Below are 16,283 nucleotides of genomic sequence, written 5' to 3' on the forward strand. Positions count from 1 at the left end.
CCTCAGGCCACGACGAGGACCGGCGACGGCGCGACCTCGAGGCGCACGGCGTCACCGGGGACCAGCCGGAGGGCGTCCGAGCTCGCCAGCTGGGCGACGACGTCGGTGCCGTCGGCGAGGGTGCAGGTCACCCGTGAGAGCGGTCCGAGGAACATCACCGTCGCGACGGTCGCAGGGCCCTCCGCGTCCTTGACGACCGAGACCGACTCGGGACGCACGAGCGCCCGACCCGGTCCGGTGGTCGAGCCGGGGAGGACGGGCACCTCGCGGCCGAGGATGTCGGCCACCCCGTCGCGCACGTCGGCGGGCACCCGGTTGCTGAGGCCGACGAACTCGCCGACGAACCGGGTGGCCGGGGACGCGTAGAGCTCGGCCGGCGGCGCCAGCTGCTCGAGGCGACCGGCGTTCATCACGCCGACCCGGTCGGCGACGGCGAGCGCCTCCTCCTGGTCGTGGGTGACGAACAACGTCGTGGTGCCGACCTCGAGCTGCACCCGACGGATCTCGTCGCGCAGCTGCACCCGCACCTTGGCGTCGAGCGCGGAGAGCGGCTCGTCGAGCAGCAGCACCGACGGCTCGACCGCCAGCGCCCTCGCCAGCGCGACGCGCTGCTGCTGACCCCCCGACAGCTGGTGGGCGTAGCGGTCGGCGTGCTCACCGAGGCCGACCAGGTCCAGCATGTCGCCGGCCCGCTTGCGGCGCCCGGCACTGGTGCTGCCGCGCAGCTTGAGGCCGAAGGCGACGTTGTCGATCACCGTCATGTGCGGGAACAGACTGTAGGCCTGGAACACCATGCCCATGTCGCGCTTGTTGGCCGGAACCCTGGTCAGGTCCTTGCCGCCCACCGACACCGAGCCCGAGGTCGCCTGGTCGAGACCGGCCAGGATCCGCAGGGCCGTCGTCTTCCCGCACCCCGACGGGCCGAGCAGGGCGACGAGCTCGCCGGGCGCGAGGTGCAGCGTCAGCCCGTCCAGCGCCCGCACGGATCCGTAGACGCGGGTCAGGTCGGACAGCTCGACGGCGAGGCCGCGATCGGTCATGAGGAGGCTCCTTGCTTGTGCCGGTCACGGCTGAGGAAGGTGAGGCCGAGCAGCAGCACGGACACGACGAACATGGTCGCGAGCGCCGCGGCCATGGCGGCCGGCCCGTTGCTGCGGTAGATGTTCGCCATCTCCACCGGCAGGGTGTCGAAGTGCAGCAGCGAGGCGGCGACGTACTCGCCGAGCACCAGCGCGACCGCGATGAAGGCCGCGCCCAGGATGCCGCCGGTGATGTTGGGCATGATGATCCGCACGATGACGGTGAACCAGCTCGCGCCCAGCGACCGCGCCGCCTCGGCGAGCGTGGCAACGTCGATCGAGGACAGGGCGGCGTCGAGGGCTCGGTAGGCGTAGGGCAGCACGAAGACGACGTAGACGAACGTGAGCACCAGCGGGGAGTCGCCCAGCAGGTAGGTCACCCACGAGTAGACGTTGCTGATGCCGACCACGACCACCAGCGCAGGGATGGTCAGCGGCAGCAGGCAGAGGAACTCGACCAGCACCTTCGCGCGCGGGACGCGGAGCCGCACCCACACCATCGTCGGCACCAGCAGCGCGACCATCAGCACCACGGTGAACAGCGCCAGCAGCAGCGAGTAGACGATCGAGGCCCGGAAGTCGTCGTCGGTGAAGACGTACTCCCAGTTGTCCCACGTGCGCCCGGGGGCGCTGCCGCGGACCTGGGTGGAGAAGTCCAGCATCGCCAGGAGCGGCACGAAGAAGTACGCCGCGAACGCGACCAGAACGACGGCCCGCACGATCCGGAAGAGGGGTGAGGGACTCATCGCATCCACCTCGACGTACGTCGCAGCAGGAGGGTGTACGCCACCATCACCACCGTCACCACGACGATCATCTCCAGCGCGAGCGCGAAGCCGACGTTGGCCTGGCCGAGGAGGACCTCGCTCGTGATCGCCTGCCGGATGAGGAGCGGCACGATCGGCTGGCCCTGGCTGACCAGGATGGCCGCCGTGGCGTAGGCCGCGAAGGCGTTGGCGAAGAGCAGCAGCATCGCGCCCAGGAAGGCGGGGGTCAGCAGCGGGATCGCGACGTGGCGCCAGTACGCCCACGTGCTGGCACCCAGGTTGACCGCGGCCTCGCGCCACTGCGGGCGCAGGCCCTCGAAGGCGGGCGCGAAGACGATCACCATGAGCGGGATCTGGAAGTAGCAGTAGACGACGACCAGGCCCGGCAGCCCGAAGAGCCAGCCGGACCCGTAGAGGTCGATCCCGGCCAGGTCCGCCACGGCCAGGGTGATGACACCGACGGGACCGATGGTCGCGATCCAGGCGAAGGCGAGCGTGACGCCACCGAACTGGGCGAGGACGCCACTCACCGCCAGCGTGCTGCGGCGCAGCAGGCTGCTCGGGGGCATGGTGAAGACCAGGTAGGCCAGGAGGGCGCCGAGCACGGCGCCGATGACCGCCGTCGACGCGGACAGGACGAGCGAGCCCCGCAGCGCGGAGAGGGCGGCCTCGCTGGTCAGCGCGTCGAGGTTGCCGAGCGTCGGGCGACCGTCCTCGTCCTGGAAGGCGCCCACCACCACGGTCAGGGTGGGGACGACCAGGAAGACGAGGACGAAGAGCAGGAACGGCAGGAGCGGGAGGGCCGGGCCGACGGCGAACCGCCGGCCCGGACCCCCGCTCACGCGGGTCGGGGTGCTCAGCGGATGGCCTTGGACCAGTTCGCTGCGAGGTACTCGCCGGCGGTCACCGTCTGCTCGTCGGTCGGGATGACCGGCTCGCCGGTGACCTCGGGCAGGGCGTCCCAGAGCTCGGCGTCGATCGTGCCGGCCTCGGCCATCGCCTCACCGCGGACCGGACGGGCACCGCCCTTGAGCCAGAGGTTCTGGCCCTCGTCGCTGTAGAGGAACTCCTGCCACAGCCGCGCGGCGGCCGGGTGCGGCGCGTCGGCGTTGATCGCCTGGAAGTAGTAGCCCGCGACGACCGCCTCCTCGGGGACGACCGTCTTCCACGTGTCGACGTTGGCAGCCGCAGCCGCGCCGAGGTAGTCCCAGTCGATGACGACCGGCGTGGTGCCCTGCTCGATCGTCGTCGAGTCGGGGTCCACGGTGAGGAAGTTGCCGGCCTTCTTCAGGTCGGCGAAGAAGTCGACGCCGGGAGCGATGTCGTCGGCCGACCCGCCATTGGCGATCGCCGCCATCATGACGCCGCTGAACGCCGCCCCGGCCTGCGTCGGGTCACCGTTGAGCGCCACCTTGCCCTTGAACTCAGGCTTCATCAGGTCGGCCACCGAGGTGACGTCGGGGACCACGGACGAGTCGTAGCCGATCGACATGTAGCCGCCGTAGTCGTTGACCCAGGTGCCGTCCGGGTCCTTGAACTCGTCGGGGATGTCGTCCCAGGTCTCCACCTGGTAGGGCGCGAACAGGTCGGTGTTGGCCAGCGCCACGGACTGGCCGAGGTCGAAGACGTCGGGCGCGCGGTCGGTGCCCTTGAGGTCGTTGGCCGCGTTGATCTCGTCCTGGGACGCGGCGTCCGGCTGGTCGGAGCTGACCTCGATGTCGTACTTCTCCTCGAACGTGGAGATGACCTCGCCGTAGTTGGCCCAGTCCGGCGGCAGGGCGATGACGTTGAGCTCGCCCTCATCCTCCGCCGCCTTGACGAGCTCCTCCATCCCGCCGAAGTCCTCCGAGGACTGGGCGGACGCGGCGTCGACGCCGCTCTCGGTGGTGGTGTCGGACTCCTCCTCGGGAGCCGCGCAGCCGGCTGCGGCTGCGAGTGTCGCCATCGCGGCGAGGGACACGAGTGATGTGCGGACCTTCAACTTCGACCTCCAGGGTGCTGGCCGGCCGCAGCCGGTGGAATGTGCCGCGCGGAGCCTCGTCGGGCCCGTCTGCTCGGAGGCTACTCCCGAGTGACCCCTGTGGGTACGACCGATGAACGCGTGGTCTGGCCCGCTTCGGCGGTTCTCCTCCCGGCGGGCCCCCACGCCGCTACGCTGCCGTCGCCCCGGATCGGATCGGGGTCTCCGGCGCGTCCGGGGTCTGTACTACGGGGGTACGAACGTGCTGCGCCTGCTCCTCTTCCTGATCCCGCTGGTCCTCAGCATCTACTGCATCGTCGAGGCCATCTCGGCCCGGGACGACGAGGTCCGCAACCTGTCCAAGGTGTGGTGGATCCTGCTCGTCCTGTTCTTCCCGTTCGTCGGGTCGATCGCCTGGCTCGTCGCAGGACGGCCGCAGCGTGACGCCCGGCGGCACGGTCCCCACGAGCGCAGCGCGGGCGCGTTCCCGGAGTACGACCGTCCCGGCCGTTTCGCGGCTGCCGACCCCGCCGCCGACGAGGCGTTCCTGAAGAAGGTGCGCGAGCGCGCGGAGGAGCAGCGTCGCAAGGCGCGGGAGCAGCAGGCGCGCGAGCAGCAGGAGGGCGCGCGTCCGCGTCCGGACCCGGAGGGCGAGTCCGGCAAGGAGCCCGGCCCGGCGTAGCATCGGCAGCCGTGACGACCGCTGCCGCTGGCCCCGAGTTCCACTACTCCGACCTCCTCCCGACCGCCGGTTCCAACGGCGCTCCGGAGACGCCCTACCGCCTCGTCACGACCGAGGGCGTGAGCACCGTCGAGGTCGGGGGTCGCACCTTCCTGCAGGTCGAGCCCGAGGCGATCCGCCGGCTCACCGAGGAGGCGATGCACGACATCAGCCACTACCTCCGACCGGGCCACCTCGCGCAGCTGCGCCGGATCATCGACGACCCCGAGTCGTCGGGCAACGACCGCTTCGTCGCGCTCGACCTGCTCAAGAACGTCAACATCTCCGCCGGCGGCGTCCTCCCGATGTGCCAGGACACCGGCACCGCGATCGTGATGGGCAAGAAGTCCGAGGGCGTCCTCACCGGCACCGACGACGGCGAGGCGATCAGCCGTGGCGTGTACGACGCCTACACCCGGCTGAACCTCCGGTACTCGCAGCTCGCGCCGCTGACGACGTTCGAGGAGAAGAACACCGGCACCAACCTGCCCGCGCAGATCGAGCTCTACTCGACACCTGCGAAGGACGTCCCGGAGTACAAGTTCCTCTTCATGGCCAAGGGCGGCGGCTCGGCGAACAAGTCGTTCCTCTTCCAGGAGACCAAGGCCGTCCTGAACCCGACGCGGCTGATGGAGTTCCTCGACGAGAAGATCCGCTCCCTCGGCACCGCCGCCTGCCCGCCGTACCACCTCGCCGTCGTCATCGGCGGCACGAGCGCCGAGTTCGCCCTCAAGACCGCGAAGTACGCCTCGGCGCACTACCTCGACGACCTGCCGACCCAGGGCTCGATGGCCGCCCACGGCATCCGCGACGTCGAGCTGGAGGAGAAGGTCTTCGAGCTCACGCAGTCCTTCGGGATCGGCGCGCAGTTCGGCGGCAAGTACTTCTGCCACGACGTGCGCGTCGTCCGCCTCCCCCGCCACGGTGCCTCGTGCCCGGTGGCGATCGCCGTCTCCTGCTCGGCCGACCGGCAGGCGCTCGGCAAGATCACGCCGGAGGGCGTCTTCCTCGAGCAGCTCGAGACCGACCCGGCCCACTACATGCCCGACGCCGGCATGGCGCACGACATCGAGGGCGGCGCGGTCGTCCCGATCGACCTCAACCAGCCGATGGCCGACATCCTCGCCGAGCTCTCGAAGCACCCGGTCAAGACGCGGCTCTCGCTCACCGGCCCGCTCGTCGTGGCACGCGACATCGCGCACGCCAAGATCAAGGAGCGCCTCGACGCCGGCGAGGAGATGCCCGACTACCTGCGCAACCACCCCGTTTACTACGCCGGCCCGGCCAAGACCCCGGAGGGCATGCCGTCCGGGTCGTTCGGCCCGACCACGGCCGGTCGGATGGACTCCTACGTGGAGCAGTTCCAGGCCGCGGGCGGATCGATGGTGATGCTCGCCAAGGGCAACCGCTCGAAGGCCGTCACCGAGGCATGCCACTCCCACGGCGGGTTCTACCTCGGCTCGATCGGCGGCCCGGCAGCGCGCCTCGCTCAGGACTGCATCAGGTCCGTCGAGGTCGTCGAGTACGAGGAGCTCGGCATGGAGGCCGTCTGGAAGATCGAGGTCGAGGACTTCCCGGCCTTCATCGTCGTGGACGACAAGGGCAACGACTTCTTCACCGACCCCTCGGGCGCGGTGACGGTGCCGCTGAGCTCGCTGACCGGGGCGGGCATCCGGGTCCGCTCGGCGCAGTAGCGGCCGCACCGCAGTCAGGCGGCGGTCAGGCGGTGGAGGCGAGGAGGCGCGCGGCGAGGTCGGCCGCCGCCTCGCCGATCCGGTGCCCGAGGGGCTCGGCACCCTCCACCCGGCCCTGGTGGGCGCCGCCGAGGAGGACGGTGGCGATCGGCGTGATCGCCTGCACGGCCTCGCGCACCGCCGGGAGGTCCTCGACGGTCGGGACCGCGAGGACCACGGCCTCGGGCAGCAGCGCACGGACGGTGTCGACCCAGCTCTCCACGGGGAGGTCGGCGCCGAGGTAGGTGACGTTGACGCCACGGCTGCGCAGGACCATCGCGAAGGCCATGACGCCCAGCTCGTGGCGCGAGCCCCGGGCCAGCCCGACCATCACCTGGGGTGCCCCCGGCTCGGCGTGCGGGAGCTGGTGGAACGCCTGGGCGAGCCGGCGCAGGACGGCGGCGCTGACGAAGTGCTCCCCCGCGACGCTCACCGTCCCCTGCTGCCAGGCCTCGCCGAGGCGTACGAGGGACGGCATCAACCACTCGTCGACCGCGATCGCCAGGTCGGTCTCGGTGAACGCCTTGTCGAGCATGGCCTCCAGACGTACGACGTCGAAGTCCTCGCCGCACGCGGCAAGGTCGTCGAGCCGCACCGGTGGCGACCCCGGTCGGGGGAGGTCGGCGGTTCGTGCCGACTCGTCCAGCACGCGCCGCGCCGCCTCGCGCGGCGCCCACCCCGAGTCGACGAGGTCGCGCATCACGGACAGGCGTCTGACCGCCTCGTCGTCGTAGAGGCGGTAGTTGCCCTCGGTGCGGGCCGGTGACACCACGCCGTACCGCTGCTCCCACTTGCGCAGGGTCTCGCGCGGCACTCCGGTGAGCTGCGCGGTGCGTCCGACGGTGTACACCCGCCCAACGTAGCGAACTATGGACAAAGTCTGGACAACCGACGCCTGCTGCCCCGCGCGTCAGCTGACGGCGCCGAGGCGGGTGGCGAGGGCGTCCGCGGCCGCACCGGCGTGGTGCCCGAGGTGCACGGGTCCCTCGACGCGGTCCTGGTGGGCGCCGCCGAGCAGCACCTCGGTCATCGGCATCAGCGCGTCGGTGACCTCGCGCACGGCCGGCAGGTCCTCGATCGTCGGAGCGGCGAGCACCACGGCCCGGGGCTGGATGAGGCGCACCGCTCCGACCCACGCCTCGAGCGGCAGGTCACCGCCGAGGTACGTCACCGCGACCCCGCGCGACCTCAGCACCAGCGCGAACGCCAGGACGCCGATCTCGTGGCGCGAGCCGCGCGCGAGACCCACGACGACCCGCGGGCCGCCGCTCGGGGCGGGCGGCAGCGACTGGAACGTGAGGGCGAGCCTGCGGTGCACCGCACCGGTCACGAAGTGCTCACCGGCCACCGAGACCAGTCCGTGCTGCCACGCCTTGCCGAGGTGCACCATGGAGGGCAGCAGCCAGTCGTCGATCACCGACACGACGTCGATGTCGCCGAAGCCCTCGCCCAGCAGACGTTCGAGCCGGGCGACGTCGAAGTCCTGGGCGCAGGCGACGAGCGTCTCGAAGCGTGCCTCGTAGGCCGGCTCCTCCGGTCGGGCGACCTGGGCCTCGGCGGCCGCGACGTCCTCGGCGACGTGGCGAGCCGCCTCGTGAGCCGTCCAACCCGCCTCGACCAGGCTGCGCATCACGACCAGCCGGCGCACCGCCTCGTCGTCGTACAGCCGGTAGTTGCCCGGCGAGCGCTGCGGGACGACCACGCCGTAGCGCTGCTCCCACTTGCGGAGGGTCCCCGTGGGCACGCCGGTGAGCTCAGCTGTGCGGCCGACGGTGTACACGAGTTCACGGTAGTCGGGCGCGCTCGCTCTGGGCAGCCATTTGACGCCCCGATCTCGCGCGCGGCGACCTTGGACGAACCCTCCCCACGGATGTGGGCACGGGCAGCGTCCCGTCCGGCAACGACGGTTGGCAGGATGGCACCATGGTGAGCCCCGAGAGCGTCCAGAGCGTGGAGATCGCCCGGGCCGAGAGCCCCCGTGGCGAGGTCGTGCTGCGGCGACGCGCGAGCGGCACCGGCGCCGACGTGCTCGAGCTGCGCGTCAACGGGGTGTTCGTGATGGACACCCTCGAGACGACGAGCGAGATCGAGCTGGCCGCGCAGGCGCTCGACCTGGTCGAGGAGCCGGCCGCGGTGCTGGTCGGCGGGCTCGGGCTCGGCTTCACCCTGCAGCGGGTGCTCGCCGACCCCCGCGTCGAGCGGGCGGTCGTGGTCGAGATCGAGGAGGCGCTGGTGCAGTGGATGCGCGACGGGACGGTGCCGCACGGACCCGCCCTGCTGGCCGACACGCGCGCGACCGTCGTCAACGCCGACATCGCCATGGCGATCGCCGAGGCGCGCTCCACCTACGACCTGGTGCTCCTCGACGTCGACAACGGACCGGGCTACCTGGTGCACCAGCACAACGAGGCGGTCTACGAGGAGGAGTTCCTCCGCCGGTGCCGCGACGTCCTCGGACCCGGAGGCGTGCTCGTGGTGTGGTCGGCCAACCCCGCGCCCGAGCTGCTCGCCTCGCTCCGCACGGTGTTCGGCGACGCGGAGGAGCAGGCCCACGACGTGCTCCTGCAGGACCGGCCGGAGGAGTACTTCCTCTACCTCGCCCGTCGCTGAGGGCCGACCACCCTCAGCGCAGGAAGGCCTCGAGCAGCGGGCCCGCGGTCTGCGACCCCGAGACGCCGGTCTCGACGAACACCGCGACGGCGAGGTCGCCCTGCGTCGCGATCATCCAGGTGTGCGTGGCAAGTGCCCCGGAGGCGTCGGGCTGGCCGAACTCAGCGGTGCCGGTCTTCGCGCCCACCTCGCCCGGCACGTCCTGGAGGAAGCGTCCCGACCCGGTGGTGACCACGGCGCGCAACAGCCCTCGCAGGGTGCCGGACTCGCGACCGGTGAGCGGCTGGTCCGGCGCCACCTGCTCGACCTGGTGGTCCGGCAGCAGCACCGGCAGCACGGCCCGGCCGGCCTGCACCGACGCGGCGACCATGGCCATCGCGAAGGGACTGGCGAGCACCGTGCCCTGGCCGATCATGTCGGCGGCGGCGCCCGTCGCGGTCTCCGGCGGCGGGACCTGGCCGAAGTAGACCGGGAAGCCGAGGTCGTGGTCGGTGCCCAGCCCGAGAGCCTGCGCGGCCGCAGCCAGGTCGCCGTCAGCGAGCCGGTCGGCGTTGCCGATCAGGGCCGTGTTGCAGGACTGGGCGATGGCCTGGGTCAGGGTGATGTCTCCCAGCGCGGAGGCCGGGTAGTCGTCGTAGTTCTTGAACGACCGGCCGTCCACGACCGTCGTGGCGGGGCACGACACGACGTCGTCCACCCCCATCCCGCTGCGCAGCAGCGCGAGCGACGTGACCACCTTGAACGTGGAGCCGGGGGCGTACTGCCCCGTCATGGCGAGGTCGGCGCCCGCCGCCCCGGTGCCGTTGGCGCTCGCCAGGACCGCGCCGTCGGACGGCCGTATCGCCACGAGGGCCGCGGCCGGCGCACTGTCGCCGAGGGCGGAGAGCACGTCCTCGGCCTTCTGCTGGAGCGCCGGGTCGAGGGTGGTCACGAGGTCGGCCCCGGCGGTGGCCGGGACCTCGGCGAGGGTGCGCAGCTCGTCGTCGGCGTCGCGCGCGATGACGGCGGCGCCGGGAACGCCCCGCAGCTGCTCGTCGTAGCGGGCCTGCAGGCCGGAGAGGCCGACCTCGTCGCCGGCGACGATGCGGCCCTCCGAGGCCTCGACGACCTCTGCCGTCGCCGGGCCCACGCGGCCGAGCAGCGCCGCGGCGAACTCGCGCGTCGGGGCGAGCGGCATGGTGTCGCGCACGGCGAGCGCGCCGCGGATCTTCGCGAAGCCGGGCAGCACGTCGAGGGCGTCGTCCTCGCGCAGCACCAGCGCCTCGACGAAGGCCTCGGCGCCCATCACCTCCGCGCGCTGGACGTACGACGCCGCGTCGACGTCGAGGACCCGCGCGATCCGTCGGGCGCTCCGGGCGACCTGCGGCCCCCGGACCTTGGTCTTGTCGAGCCCGTAGCGCAGCACCGGCCGCTCGGTCACCAGCACCGCGCCGTCGGCTCCGGTGATGTCGCCGCGCACCGGCGGCAGCGATCGCAGGCCGAGGTTGTCGCCGTCGGCGAGGTCGGGCGCCAGCGCGTCGGGCGCCCAGTCGACCTGCCAGCCGGTCCCCTCCGGCACGAGGGCGACCGTCGTGTCGTACTCCCAGGGCGCGCTGTCCGTCAGCTCCCACTGCCAGGCCAGCGTCGCCGTCGCGGAGTCGGGGTCGTCGCCGGTGCCGTCGACCTCGTCGACGGCGGTGACCTCGACGGCCACCGGCACGTCCTCCAGCGGCGCGACGAGGTCGGCGAAGGCGGCGCGGTCGGCGTCGTCGACCAGGGGCACGTCGGCGAGCGAGTGGTCCGACAGGGCGGCGGCGAGGTCGTCGGCCACTCCGGACGGCGGGTCGGTGTCGTCACCGCCGAGCGCGGAGCATGCCGAGCTCACCCCCACGAGCAGAGCGGCGACCCCGAGACGGAGTGATCGCATGCGCCCATGGTCCCGAGCCCGGGCGTCGCGACCAAGGCGCAACGCCGACGAGCGGTGGCTCAGGCGAAGCGCTGGCGGTAGTGGGGCGACCCGCCCGCGTAGTCCTCCCAGTCGATGTCGCCCACGTCCCGGCCCGCCAGGGCGGCTCCCAGCCGGTCGAGGTAGTAGTCCCAGCCCGGACCCACGCTCGCGGCCATGTCGACGCCCGTCGCCCCCGGGACGAGCACCTGGACGAACCTGAGCGAGGTGACACCGTCGGCCTCCTGGAGCTCCAGCTCCATCTCCCACAGCGCCTTCTCCCCCTGGCCGTCCTCGCTGAACGGCTGCGGCTCGCGGCTGCGGACGGCGAAGCGGTGCGGCGGCTCGCAGGCCAGCACGTCCATCTCCTCGGCGGGCACGTCGTCGCCCTCCGCGGTCATCCGGAAGCTCACCGACCCGTCCGCCGGGTCCCCGCTCCACGTGCCGATCCAGCGTTCCATGCGGGACGGCTCGGTGCAGGCCGCCCAGACGTCGTCGAGCGGAGCCCGGTACCGGCGCTCGATCACCAGCAGCGTGCGTCCGTCGCGCTGCTCGCGGCGTCCGGTCATGAGGGTCGTGTCCATGCGATGTCCTCCTGGAGTCGGGATGGGGTGGGAGACGGGGTGGCGGACGGGGTGGTGGCCCGGCGCTCGCGTCCGGTGCGGCGCACCTCGAGCTCGAGCCCGCCGAAGGCCGGCTCGGCGATCGGGGGCTGCGGAGCCCCGGGAGCCCCGAGGGCGCCCAGCCAGTCGGTCAGGACGGTGAGACCGTCGCGCCGCAGCCGGTAGTGCCGCTCCCGGCCACGGTCCTCCGCCTCCACGATGCCCGCCTCGGCAAGCACCCGGAGGTGGCGACTGATGGCCGGCCGGCTGATGGCGTGGTCGGCGGCCAGGTCGACCACCCGGGCCGGGCCCCCCGCCAGTCGCGTGACGAGGTCCCGGCGCACGGGGTCAGCGAGGGCTGCGAACGGGTCCACGCCACATTGGTAACCAGATTGTTACCGTTTGTCAAGGCTGGCCCACCGAGCGATCCGCGGGACAGCGACTCCGGACAAAAGTCGGAACAACCTTGGACAAACCCTCGACAACCTCACCGCGGCATGGTTCGTTGGACGTCCCATCTCCCCCCACCAGGAGTCGACATGACCCGCACCTCTCGCACCGTCGGCAGCCTCGCCGCCCTGTCCCTCGGCGTGGCCACCGTCGTCCTCGCCCCCGCCGCGGCGCAGGCCAAGGCGGACACCGACTGCATGCGCGCCGGCATCAGCACGCTCAAGTCGGCCGGCCTCTTCTCGACCGTCGCTCGCGACGGACTGCCGATCGCCACCGCCGTGTCGGTCGGCGTCACCCCCCGCGCCGGGACCGACGTCGCGCCCCTCCCGGACCCGCTTCCCCTCAGCGTCGTCCTGGCCGACCACCGCGCCGGCGACGACAGCCTCTTCGTCTACCCCTGGTGCTGATCCTCGCCACCCGACGCGCACGACGACGCCGCCCACGACGCCCCGCTGGCCTCACCCGAGGTCGGCGGGGCGTCCGCCGTCCTCGACGTGACCGCGACGCGGAGGCGTAGGTCCCCCGACAGTGGGTACGGTCGTCGGGTGACCGAGACACGCACCGAGCACGACTCCATGGGCGAGGTCGAGGTACCTCGCGACGCCCTGTGGCGGGCCCAGACCCAGCGCGCGATCGAGAACTTCCCGATCAGCGGCCTCACGCTGCAGCCCCGGCACGTCCAGGCGCTGGCCCACGTCAAGGCGGCCGCCGCGACCGCCAACGCCGCGCTGGGCGTCGTACGCCACGAGCAGGCGCAGGCCATCGTCTCCGCCGCCGACGCGATCGTCGACGGGGCACACGACGGGGAGTTCCCCATCGACGTCTTCCAGACAGGATCGGGCACCAGCTCGAACATGAACGCCAACGAGGTCATCGCGACCCTGGCCGCGAAGGCCGGCGTCGAGGTGCACCCCAACGACCACGTCAACGCCTCGCAGAGCAGCAACGACACCTTCCCGACGAGCATCCACGTCGCGGCGACGCTCGCCGTGGTGGACGACCTCCTTCCCGCGCTCGACCGGCTCGCGACCTCGTTCGAGGGCAAGGCCGAGGAGTTCGCCGACACGGTGAAGTCGGGGCGCACCCACCTGATGGACGCCACGCCCGTGACGCTCGGGCAGGAGATGGGGGCGTACGCCGCCACGCTGCGCCTCGGCGTCGAGCGGCTCGAGGCAGTGCTGCCGCGCGTGCGCGAGCTCCCCCTGGGCGGCACCGCCGTCGGCACCGGAATCAACACCCCGGCCGCCTTCGCGGAGCGGGCCATCACCGCGCTCTCCGAGCGGACCGGGCAACCCTTCACCGAGGCGCGCAACCACTTCGAGGCGCAGGGCACCCGCGACTCGCTGGTCGAGCTGTCCGGCGTCCTGCGCACCATCGCCGTCGGGCTCACGAAGGCGTGCAACGACCTGCGGTGGATGTCGTCGGGACCCACGACCGGGCTCGCCGAGATCCACCTGCCCGACCTGCAGCCGGGATCGAGCATCATGCCCGGCAAGGTCAACCCGGTGCTGCCCGAGGCGACGCTGATGGTGTGCGCCCGCGTCGTCGGCAACGACGCGACGATCGCGTGGGCCGGCGCGTCCGGGAGCTTCGAGCTCAACGTGATGATGCCGGTCATGGCGCACGCCCTGCTCGAGTCGATCCACGTGCTGTCCACCTCCTCGGTGCTGCTCGCCGAGAGGTGCGTGGACGGGATCACCGCCGACGCCGAGCGGATGCGGCGCTACGCCGAGTCCTCCCCCTCGGTGGTCACCCCGCTCAACGCCCACATCGGCTACGAGCAGGCCGCCAAGGTGGCCAAGAAGGCCCTCGCCGACGGGGCCACGATCCGCGAGACCGTGATCGAGATGGGCTACGTCGAGCGCGGCGACCTGACCGAGGAACAGCTCGACGCCGCGCTGGACGTCGACTCGATGACGGGTCGCCGCACCTCGGAGTGAAGCGGTCGCCGATCGTCCGGTAGCCGTCGTACGGTCGACGGATGAGCGAGACGTCCTACGACATCAAGCCCCTCACGCCCGAGACCTGGCCGGCCTTCGACGACCTGGTCATCCGGCACAACGGGATCTTCGGCGGCTGCTACTGCATCGCGTTCCACCCGGACGGTCCCGAGCGCGGCCAGGGCAGAGAGGCCAACCGGGTCCTCAAGCGCTCGTTCGTCGAGCAGGGGGTCGCCCACGCCGCCCTGGTCATGGACGGCGACGAGGCCGTCGCGTGGGCGGAGTACGGCACTCCGGCCGAGCTGCCCGGCATCCACCACCGCAAGCAGTACGACGCCGAGAAGGAGGCCGACCCCGACTGGCGGATCACCTGCGTGTTCGTCGACCGCCGCTTCCGCCGGCAGGGCCTGGTCGAGGTCGCCGTCCGTGGCGCGCTCGACCTGATCGCCGAGGCCGGTGGCGGGTTGGTGGAGAGCTATCCGCACGACCTGACCGAGCAGACCAAGAAGATGTCGTCGTCCTTCCTCTACAACGGCACGCGGCGGCTCTACGAGCGCCTCGGGTTCACCTACGTGCGCCCCAAGGGCCTGAAGAACTGCGTGATGTCGATGGACGTCGCACCCGCTTGACCGTTATACCCCCCGGGGGTATGTTTGTCGCATGGATCAGCACACCGCCCACGGAGCCCACCACGGGGCGCACCACGACATGGGCAACCTCGGCACCAACGCCATGGCGATCTCCGCCACCCTCCACTGCCTCACCGGCTGCGCCATCGGCGAGGTCCTCGGCCTGATGGTCGGCACCGCCCTCGGCCTGGGCAACCTCGCGACCATCGCCATCGCGGTGGGCCTGGCGTTCGTCTTCGGCTACGCGCTGTCGACGCTGCCGCTCCTGCGGGCCGGCCTCGGCGTCGGTGCCGCGCTGACGGTGGTCCTCGCGGCCGACACGCTCTCGATCGCCACCATGGAGGTCGTCGACAACCTGGTCATGGCGATCATCCCGGGCGCGATGGACGCCGGGCTGGTCAACCCGGTCTTCTGGCTCTCGATGATGCTCGCGCTCACGGTGGCGTTCTTCGCCGCGTGGCCCGTGAACCGCTACCTGCTGGCACGCGGGAAGGGACACGCCCTCACCCACGGGTTCCACGGCGCCGAGCCGGTGGGCGCCCGCCGGTTCATCCCGGACCTCGCCACCTCGGCGCTCGTCGCCGCCATCGTCGCCTTCATGCTGGGCGGCCTGGTCGTCTCCGTCGCCGACGAGCTCGAGGCACCGCCGGAGACCGGTCACGCGGCCAGCGCCGCGAGGTGAGGCCACGCGGCCGCGAAGGTGTCGAGCATCGCGGTGATGAACGCCGCCATGTCCTGGGGGGCATCCGATCTACTGCGTGGCGCAGGGGTCCCTGCAGGAGGACAGTGAGGCCATGGACGCATCCCAGCAGACAGCGGACGAGGTCGCCCAACGGCTCTTCACCTCCCTGCTCGGCACGGTGGAGATCATGTCGGTCTACCTCGGCGACCGTCTCGGTTGGTACGCCAGCCTCGCCTCCCAGGGGCCGGCGACGGCTCCCGAGCTCGCCGCCCGCACCGGCACGCAGCCCCGTTACGCGCGCGAGTGGCTCGAGCAGCAAGCCGTGGTCGGCCTGCTCTCGCTGCAGGCCGACGGCGCCGCCGACGCACGCGTCTACGCGATCCCGCCCAGCACCGCGGAGGTGATGACCGACGTCTCGAGCCTGGCCTACCTCGCGCCCGTGGGCCGGATGTTCGGGGCCGTGGGTCCGGCACTGCCTCGGCTGCTCGAGGCCTACCGTGCCGGCGGCGGTGTCAGCTGGGACGAGCTCGGACCCGACGCCCGGGAGTCGCAGGCCGACGCCAACCGGCCGTGGTACGAGAGCCGGCTCGGGCCCGCACTCGCCGGCGTCGGCACGTTGCATGACGTCCTCTCCCGGCCGGCGGTCAGGCTGCTCGACGTCGGCAGCGGTGGCGGGTGGTCCAGCATCGCCCTCGCCCGCGCGTACCCAGGTGTCGCCGTGACCGGCATCGACATCGACGAGGAATCGGTGCGGATGGCGACGGTCAACGCCCGGGAGGCCGGCCTCGCGGACCGGGTCACCTTCCTCCACCAGGACGCCTCGACCCTGCCGGCCGGACGCTTCGACGCAGCATTCGCCTTCGAGTGCATCCATGACATGCCACGACCGGTCGACGTGCTCTCAGCCGTCCGCCGGGCCTTGGCGCCCGGGGCACCGCTGGTCGTCATGGACGAGGCTGTCGCCGAGGAGTTCGCCCCGAACGGCGACGACCTCGAGCAGATGATGTACGGCTTCAGCCTCTTCGTCTGCCTCCCCGACGGCCTGTCGAGCACGCCGAGCGTCGGGACCGGCACCGTCATGCGCCCCTCGACCCTGCGTGCGTACGGCGAGGCCGCCGGCTTCACCGGCTTCGAGGTGCTGCCGATCGAGGACTTCGGGTTCTGGCGCTTCTACCAGCTGTCGTGA

Annotated in this window: 17 protein-coding genes; 8 read left to right on the forward strand and 9 right to left on the reverse strand. The window is 72.0% G+C overall.

All coding sequences use genetic code 11. The annotated features are described in order from the left end of the window. Nucleotides 1-2: 2 nt before the first annotated feature. Genes ACFQW6_RS02275 through ACFQW6_RS02290 form a run of 4 tightly spaced genes read right to left on the reverse strand, consistent with a single transcriptional unit; the run spans nucleotide 3 to nucleotide 3,791 of the window. The gene (locus ACFQW6_RS02275) at nucleotides 3-1,040 is read right to left on the reverse strand and encodes an ABC transporter ATP-binding protein (protein WP_378540721.1); all 1,038 of its coding nucleotides are present in this window, start codon (nucleotides 1,038-1,040) and stop codon (nucleotides 3-5) included. Further along, complete coding sequence (locus ACFQW6_RS02280; protein WP_378540723.1) at nucleotides 1,037-1,825, reverse strand: ABC transporter permease; 789 nt, start codon at nucleotides 1,823-1,825, stop codon at nucleotides 1,037-1,039. Before ACFQW6_RS02280 ends, ACFQW6_RS02275 begins: the two co-directional genes overlap by 4 nt. Further along, the gene (locus ACFQW6_RS02285; protein ID WP_378540726.1) at nucleotides 1,822-2,688 is read right to left on the reverse strand and encodes an ABC transporter permease; all 867 of its coding nucleotides are present in this window, start codon (nucleotides 2,686-2,688) and stop codon (nucleotides 1,822-1,824) included. The genes ACFQW6_RS02280 and ACFQW6_RS02285 overlap by 4 nt, the downstream gene beginning before the upstream one ends. Before the next feature lie 14 nt (nucleotides 2,689-2,702). Continuing rightward, nucleotides 2,703-3,791, reverse strand: coding sequence for an ABC transporter substrate-binding protein (locus ACFQW6_RS02290; protein WP_378540728.1), 1,089 nt, complete (start codon nucleotides 3,789-3,791; stop codon nucleotides 2,703-2,705). 277 nt (nucleotides 3,792-4,068) lie between these two features. On the opposite strand from ACFQW6_RS02290, the gene ACFQW6_RS02295 reads away from it, so the two are divergent. Continuing rightward, a complete protein-coding gene (locus ACFQW6_RS02295; protein ID WP_378540731.1) occupies nucleotides 4,069-4,488 on the forward strand; it encodes a PLD nuclease N-terminal domain-containing protein in 420 nt (139 codons plus the stop codon). An 11-nt stretch (nucleotides 4,489-4,499) separates the two neighbouring features. Beyond that, nucleotides 4,500-6,221 carry a fumarate hydratase gene (locus ACFQW6_RS02300; protein WP_378540734.1) on the forward strand — a complete coding sequence of 574 codons (1,722 nt, stop codon included), beginning with the start codon at nucleotides 4,500-4,502 and terminating at the stop codon, nucleotides 6,219-6,221. Between the two features lie 25 nt (nucleotides 6,222-6,246). Here the strand turns inward: ACFQW6_RS02300 and ACFQW6_RS02305 are convergent, their stop codons facing one another. Then, the gene (locus ACFQW6_RS02305; RefSeq protein ID WP_378540736.1) at nucleotides 6,247-7,110 is read right to left on the reverse strand and encodes a MerR family transcriptional regulator; all 864 of its coding nucleotides are present in this window, start codon (nucleotides 7,108-7,110) and stop codon (nucleotides 6,247-6,249) included. A gap of 60 nt (nucleotides 7,111-7,170) precedes the next feature. Beyond that, on the reverse strand, nucleotides 7,171-8,040 hold the full coding sequence (locus tag ACFQW6_RS02310) for a MerR family transcriptional regulator (protein ID WP_378540739.1): 870 nt from the start codon (nucleotides 8,038-8,040) through the stop codon (nucleotides 7,171-7,173). Nucleotides 8,041-8,183: 143 nt separating this feature from the next. Here ACFQW6_RS02310 and ACFQW6_RS02315 point away from each other — a divergent pair, with 143 nt between their 5' ends. Continuing rightward, the gene (locus ACFQW6_RS02315) at nucleotides 8,184-8,870 is read left to right on the forward strand and encodes a spermidine synthase (RefSeq protein ID WP_378540742.1); all 687 of its coding nucleotides are present in this window, start codon (nucleotides 8,184-8,186) and stop codon (nucleotides 8,868-8,870) included. A gap of 13 nt (nucleotides 8,871-8,883) precedes the next feature. On the opposite strand, the gene ACFQW6_RS02320 is transcribed toward ACFQW6_RS02315, so the two are convergent. Genes ACFQW6_RS02320 through ACFQW6_RS02330 form a run of 3 tightly spaced genes read right to left on the reverse strand, consistent with a single transcriptional unit; the run spans nucleotide 8,884 to nucleotide 11,770 of the window. Further along, nucleotides 8,884-10,776: a penicillin-binding transpeptidase domain-containing protein gene (locus ACFQW6_RS02320; RefSeq protein ID WP_378540745.1), complete on the reverse strand. Its 1,893-nt coding sequence runs from the start codon at nucleotides 10,774-10,776 to the stop codon at nucleotides 8,884-8,886. 59 nt (nucleotides 10,777-10,835) lie between these two features. After that, entirely contained in the window at nucleotides 10,836-11,378 is a 543-nt protein-coding gene (locus ACFQW6_RS02325) for an SRPBCC family protein (protein WP_378540747.1), read from the reverse strand. Then, the gene (locus ACFQW6_RS02330; protein WP_378540750.1) at nucleotides 11,360-11,770 is read right to left on the reverse strand and encodes an ArsR/SmtB family transcription factor; all 411 of its coding nucleotides are present in this window, start codon (nucleotides 11,768-11,770) and stop codon (nucleotides 11,360-11,362) included. The genes ACFQW6_RS02325 and ACFQW6_RS02330 overlap by 19 nt, the downstream gene beginning before the upstream one ends. Nucleotides 11,771-11,935: 165 nt before the next feature. Between ACFQW6_RS02330 and ACFQW6_RS02335 the strand changes: the two genes are divergently transcribed. The 5 genes from ACFQW6_RS02335 (at nucleotide 11,936) to ACFQW6_RS02355 (ending at nucleotide 16,283) form a co-directional block, all read left to right on the forward strand. Beyond that, complete coding sequence (locus tag ACFQW6_RS02335; RefSeq protein WP_378540752.1) at nucleotides 11,936-12,253, forward strand: hypothetical protein; 318 nt, start codon at nucleotides 11,936-11,938, stop codon at nucleotides 12,251-12,253. Nucleotides 12,254-12,391: 138 nt separating this feature from the next. Next, nucleotides 12,392-13,786 carry a class II fumarate hydratase gene (locus tag ACFQW6_RS02340; RefSeq protein WP_378540755.1) on the forward strand — a complete coding sequence of 465 codons (1,395 nt, stop codon included), beginning with the start codon at nucleotides 12,392-12,394 and terminating at the stop codon, nucleotides 13,784-13,786. Nucleotides 13,787-13,827: 41 nt separating this feature from the next. Next, nucleotides 13,828-14,415, forward strand: coding sequence for a GNAT family N-acetyltransferase (locus ACFQW6_RS02345; protein WP_378540758.1), 588 nt, complete (start codon nucleotides 13,828-13,830; stop codon nucleotides 14,413-14,415). Between the two features lie 31 nt (nucleotides 14,416-14,446). Next, nucleotides 14,447-15,097, forward strand: coding sequence for a DUF4396 domain-containing protein (locus ACFQW6_RS02350; protein WP_378540761.1), 651 nt, complete (start codon nucleotides 14,447-14,449; stop codon nucleotides 15,095-15,097). A gap of 112 nt (nucleotides 15,098-15,209) precedes the next feature. Next, the gene (locus ACFQW6_RS02355) at nucleotides 15,210-16,283 is read left to right on the forward strand and encodes a class I SAM-dependent methyltransferase (RefSeq protein ID WP_378540764.1); all 1,074 of its coding nucleotides are present in this window, start codon (nucleotides 15,210-15,212) and stop codon (nucleotides 16,281-16,283) included.

The organism is Nocardioides sp. GCM10028917 (genome assembly GCF_042666175.1).
Lineage (GTDB): Bacteria > Actinomycetota > Actinomycetes > Propionibacteriales > Nocardioidaceae > Nocardioides.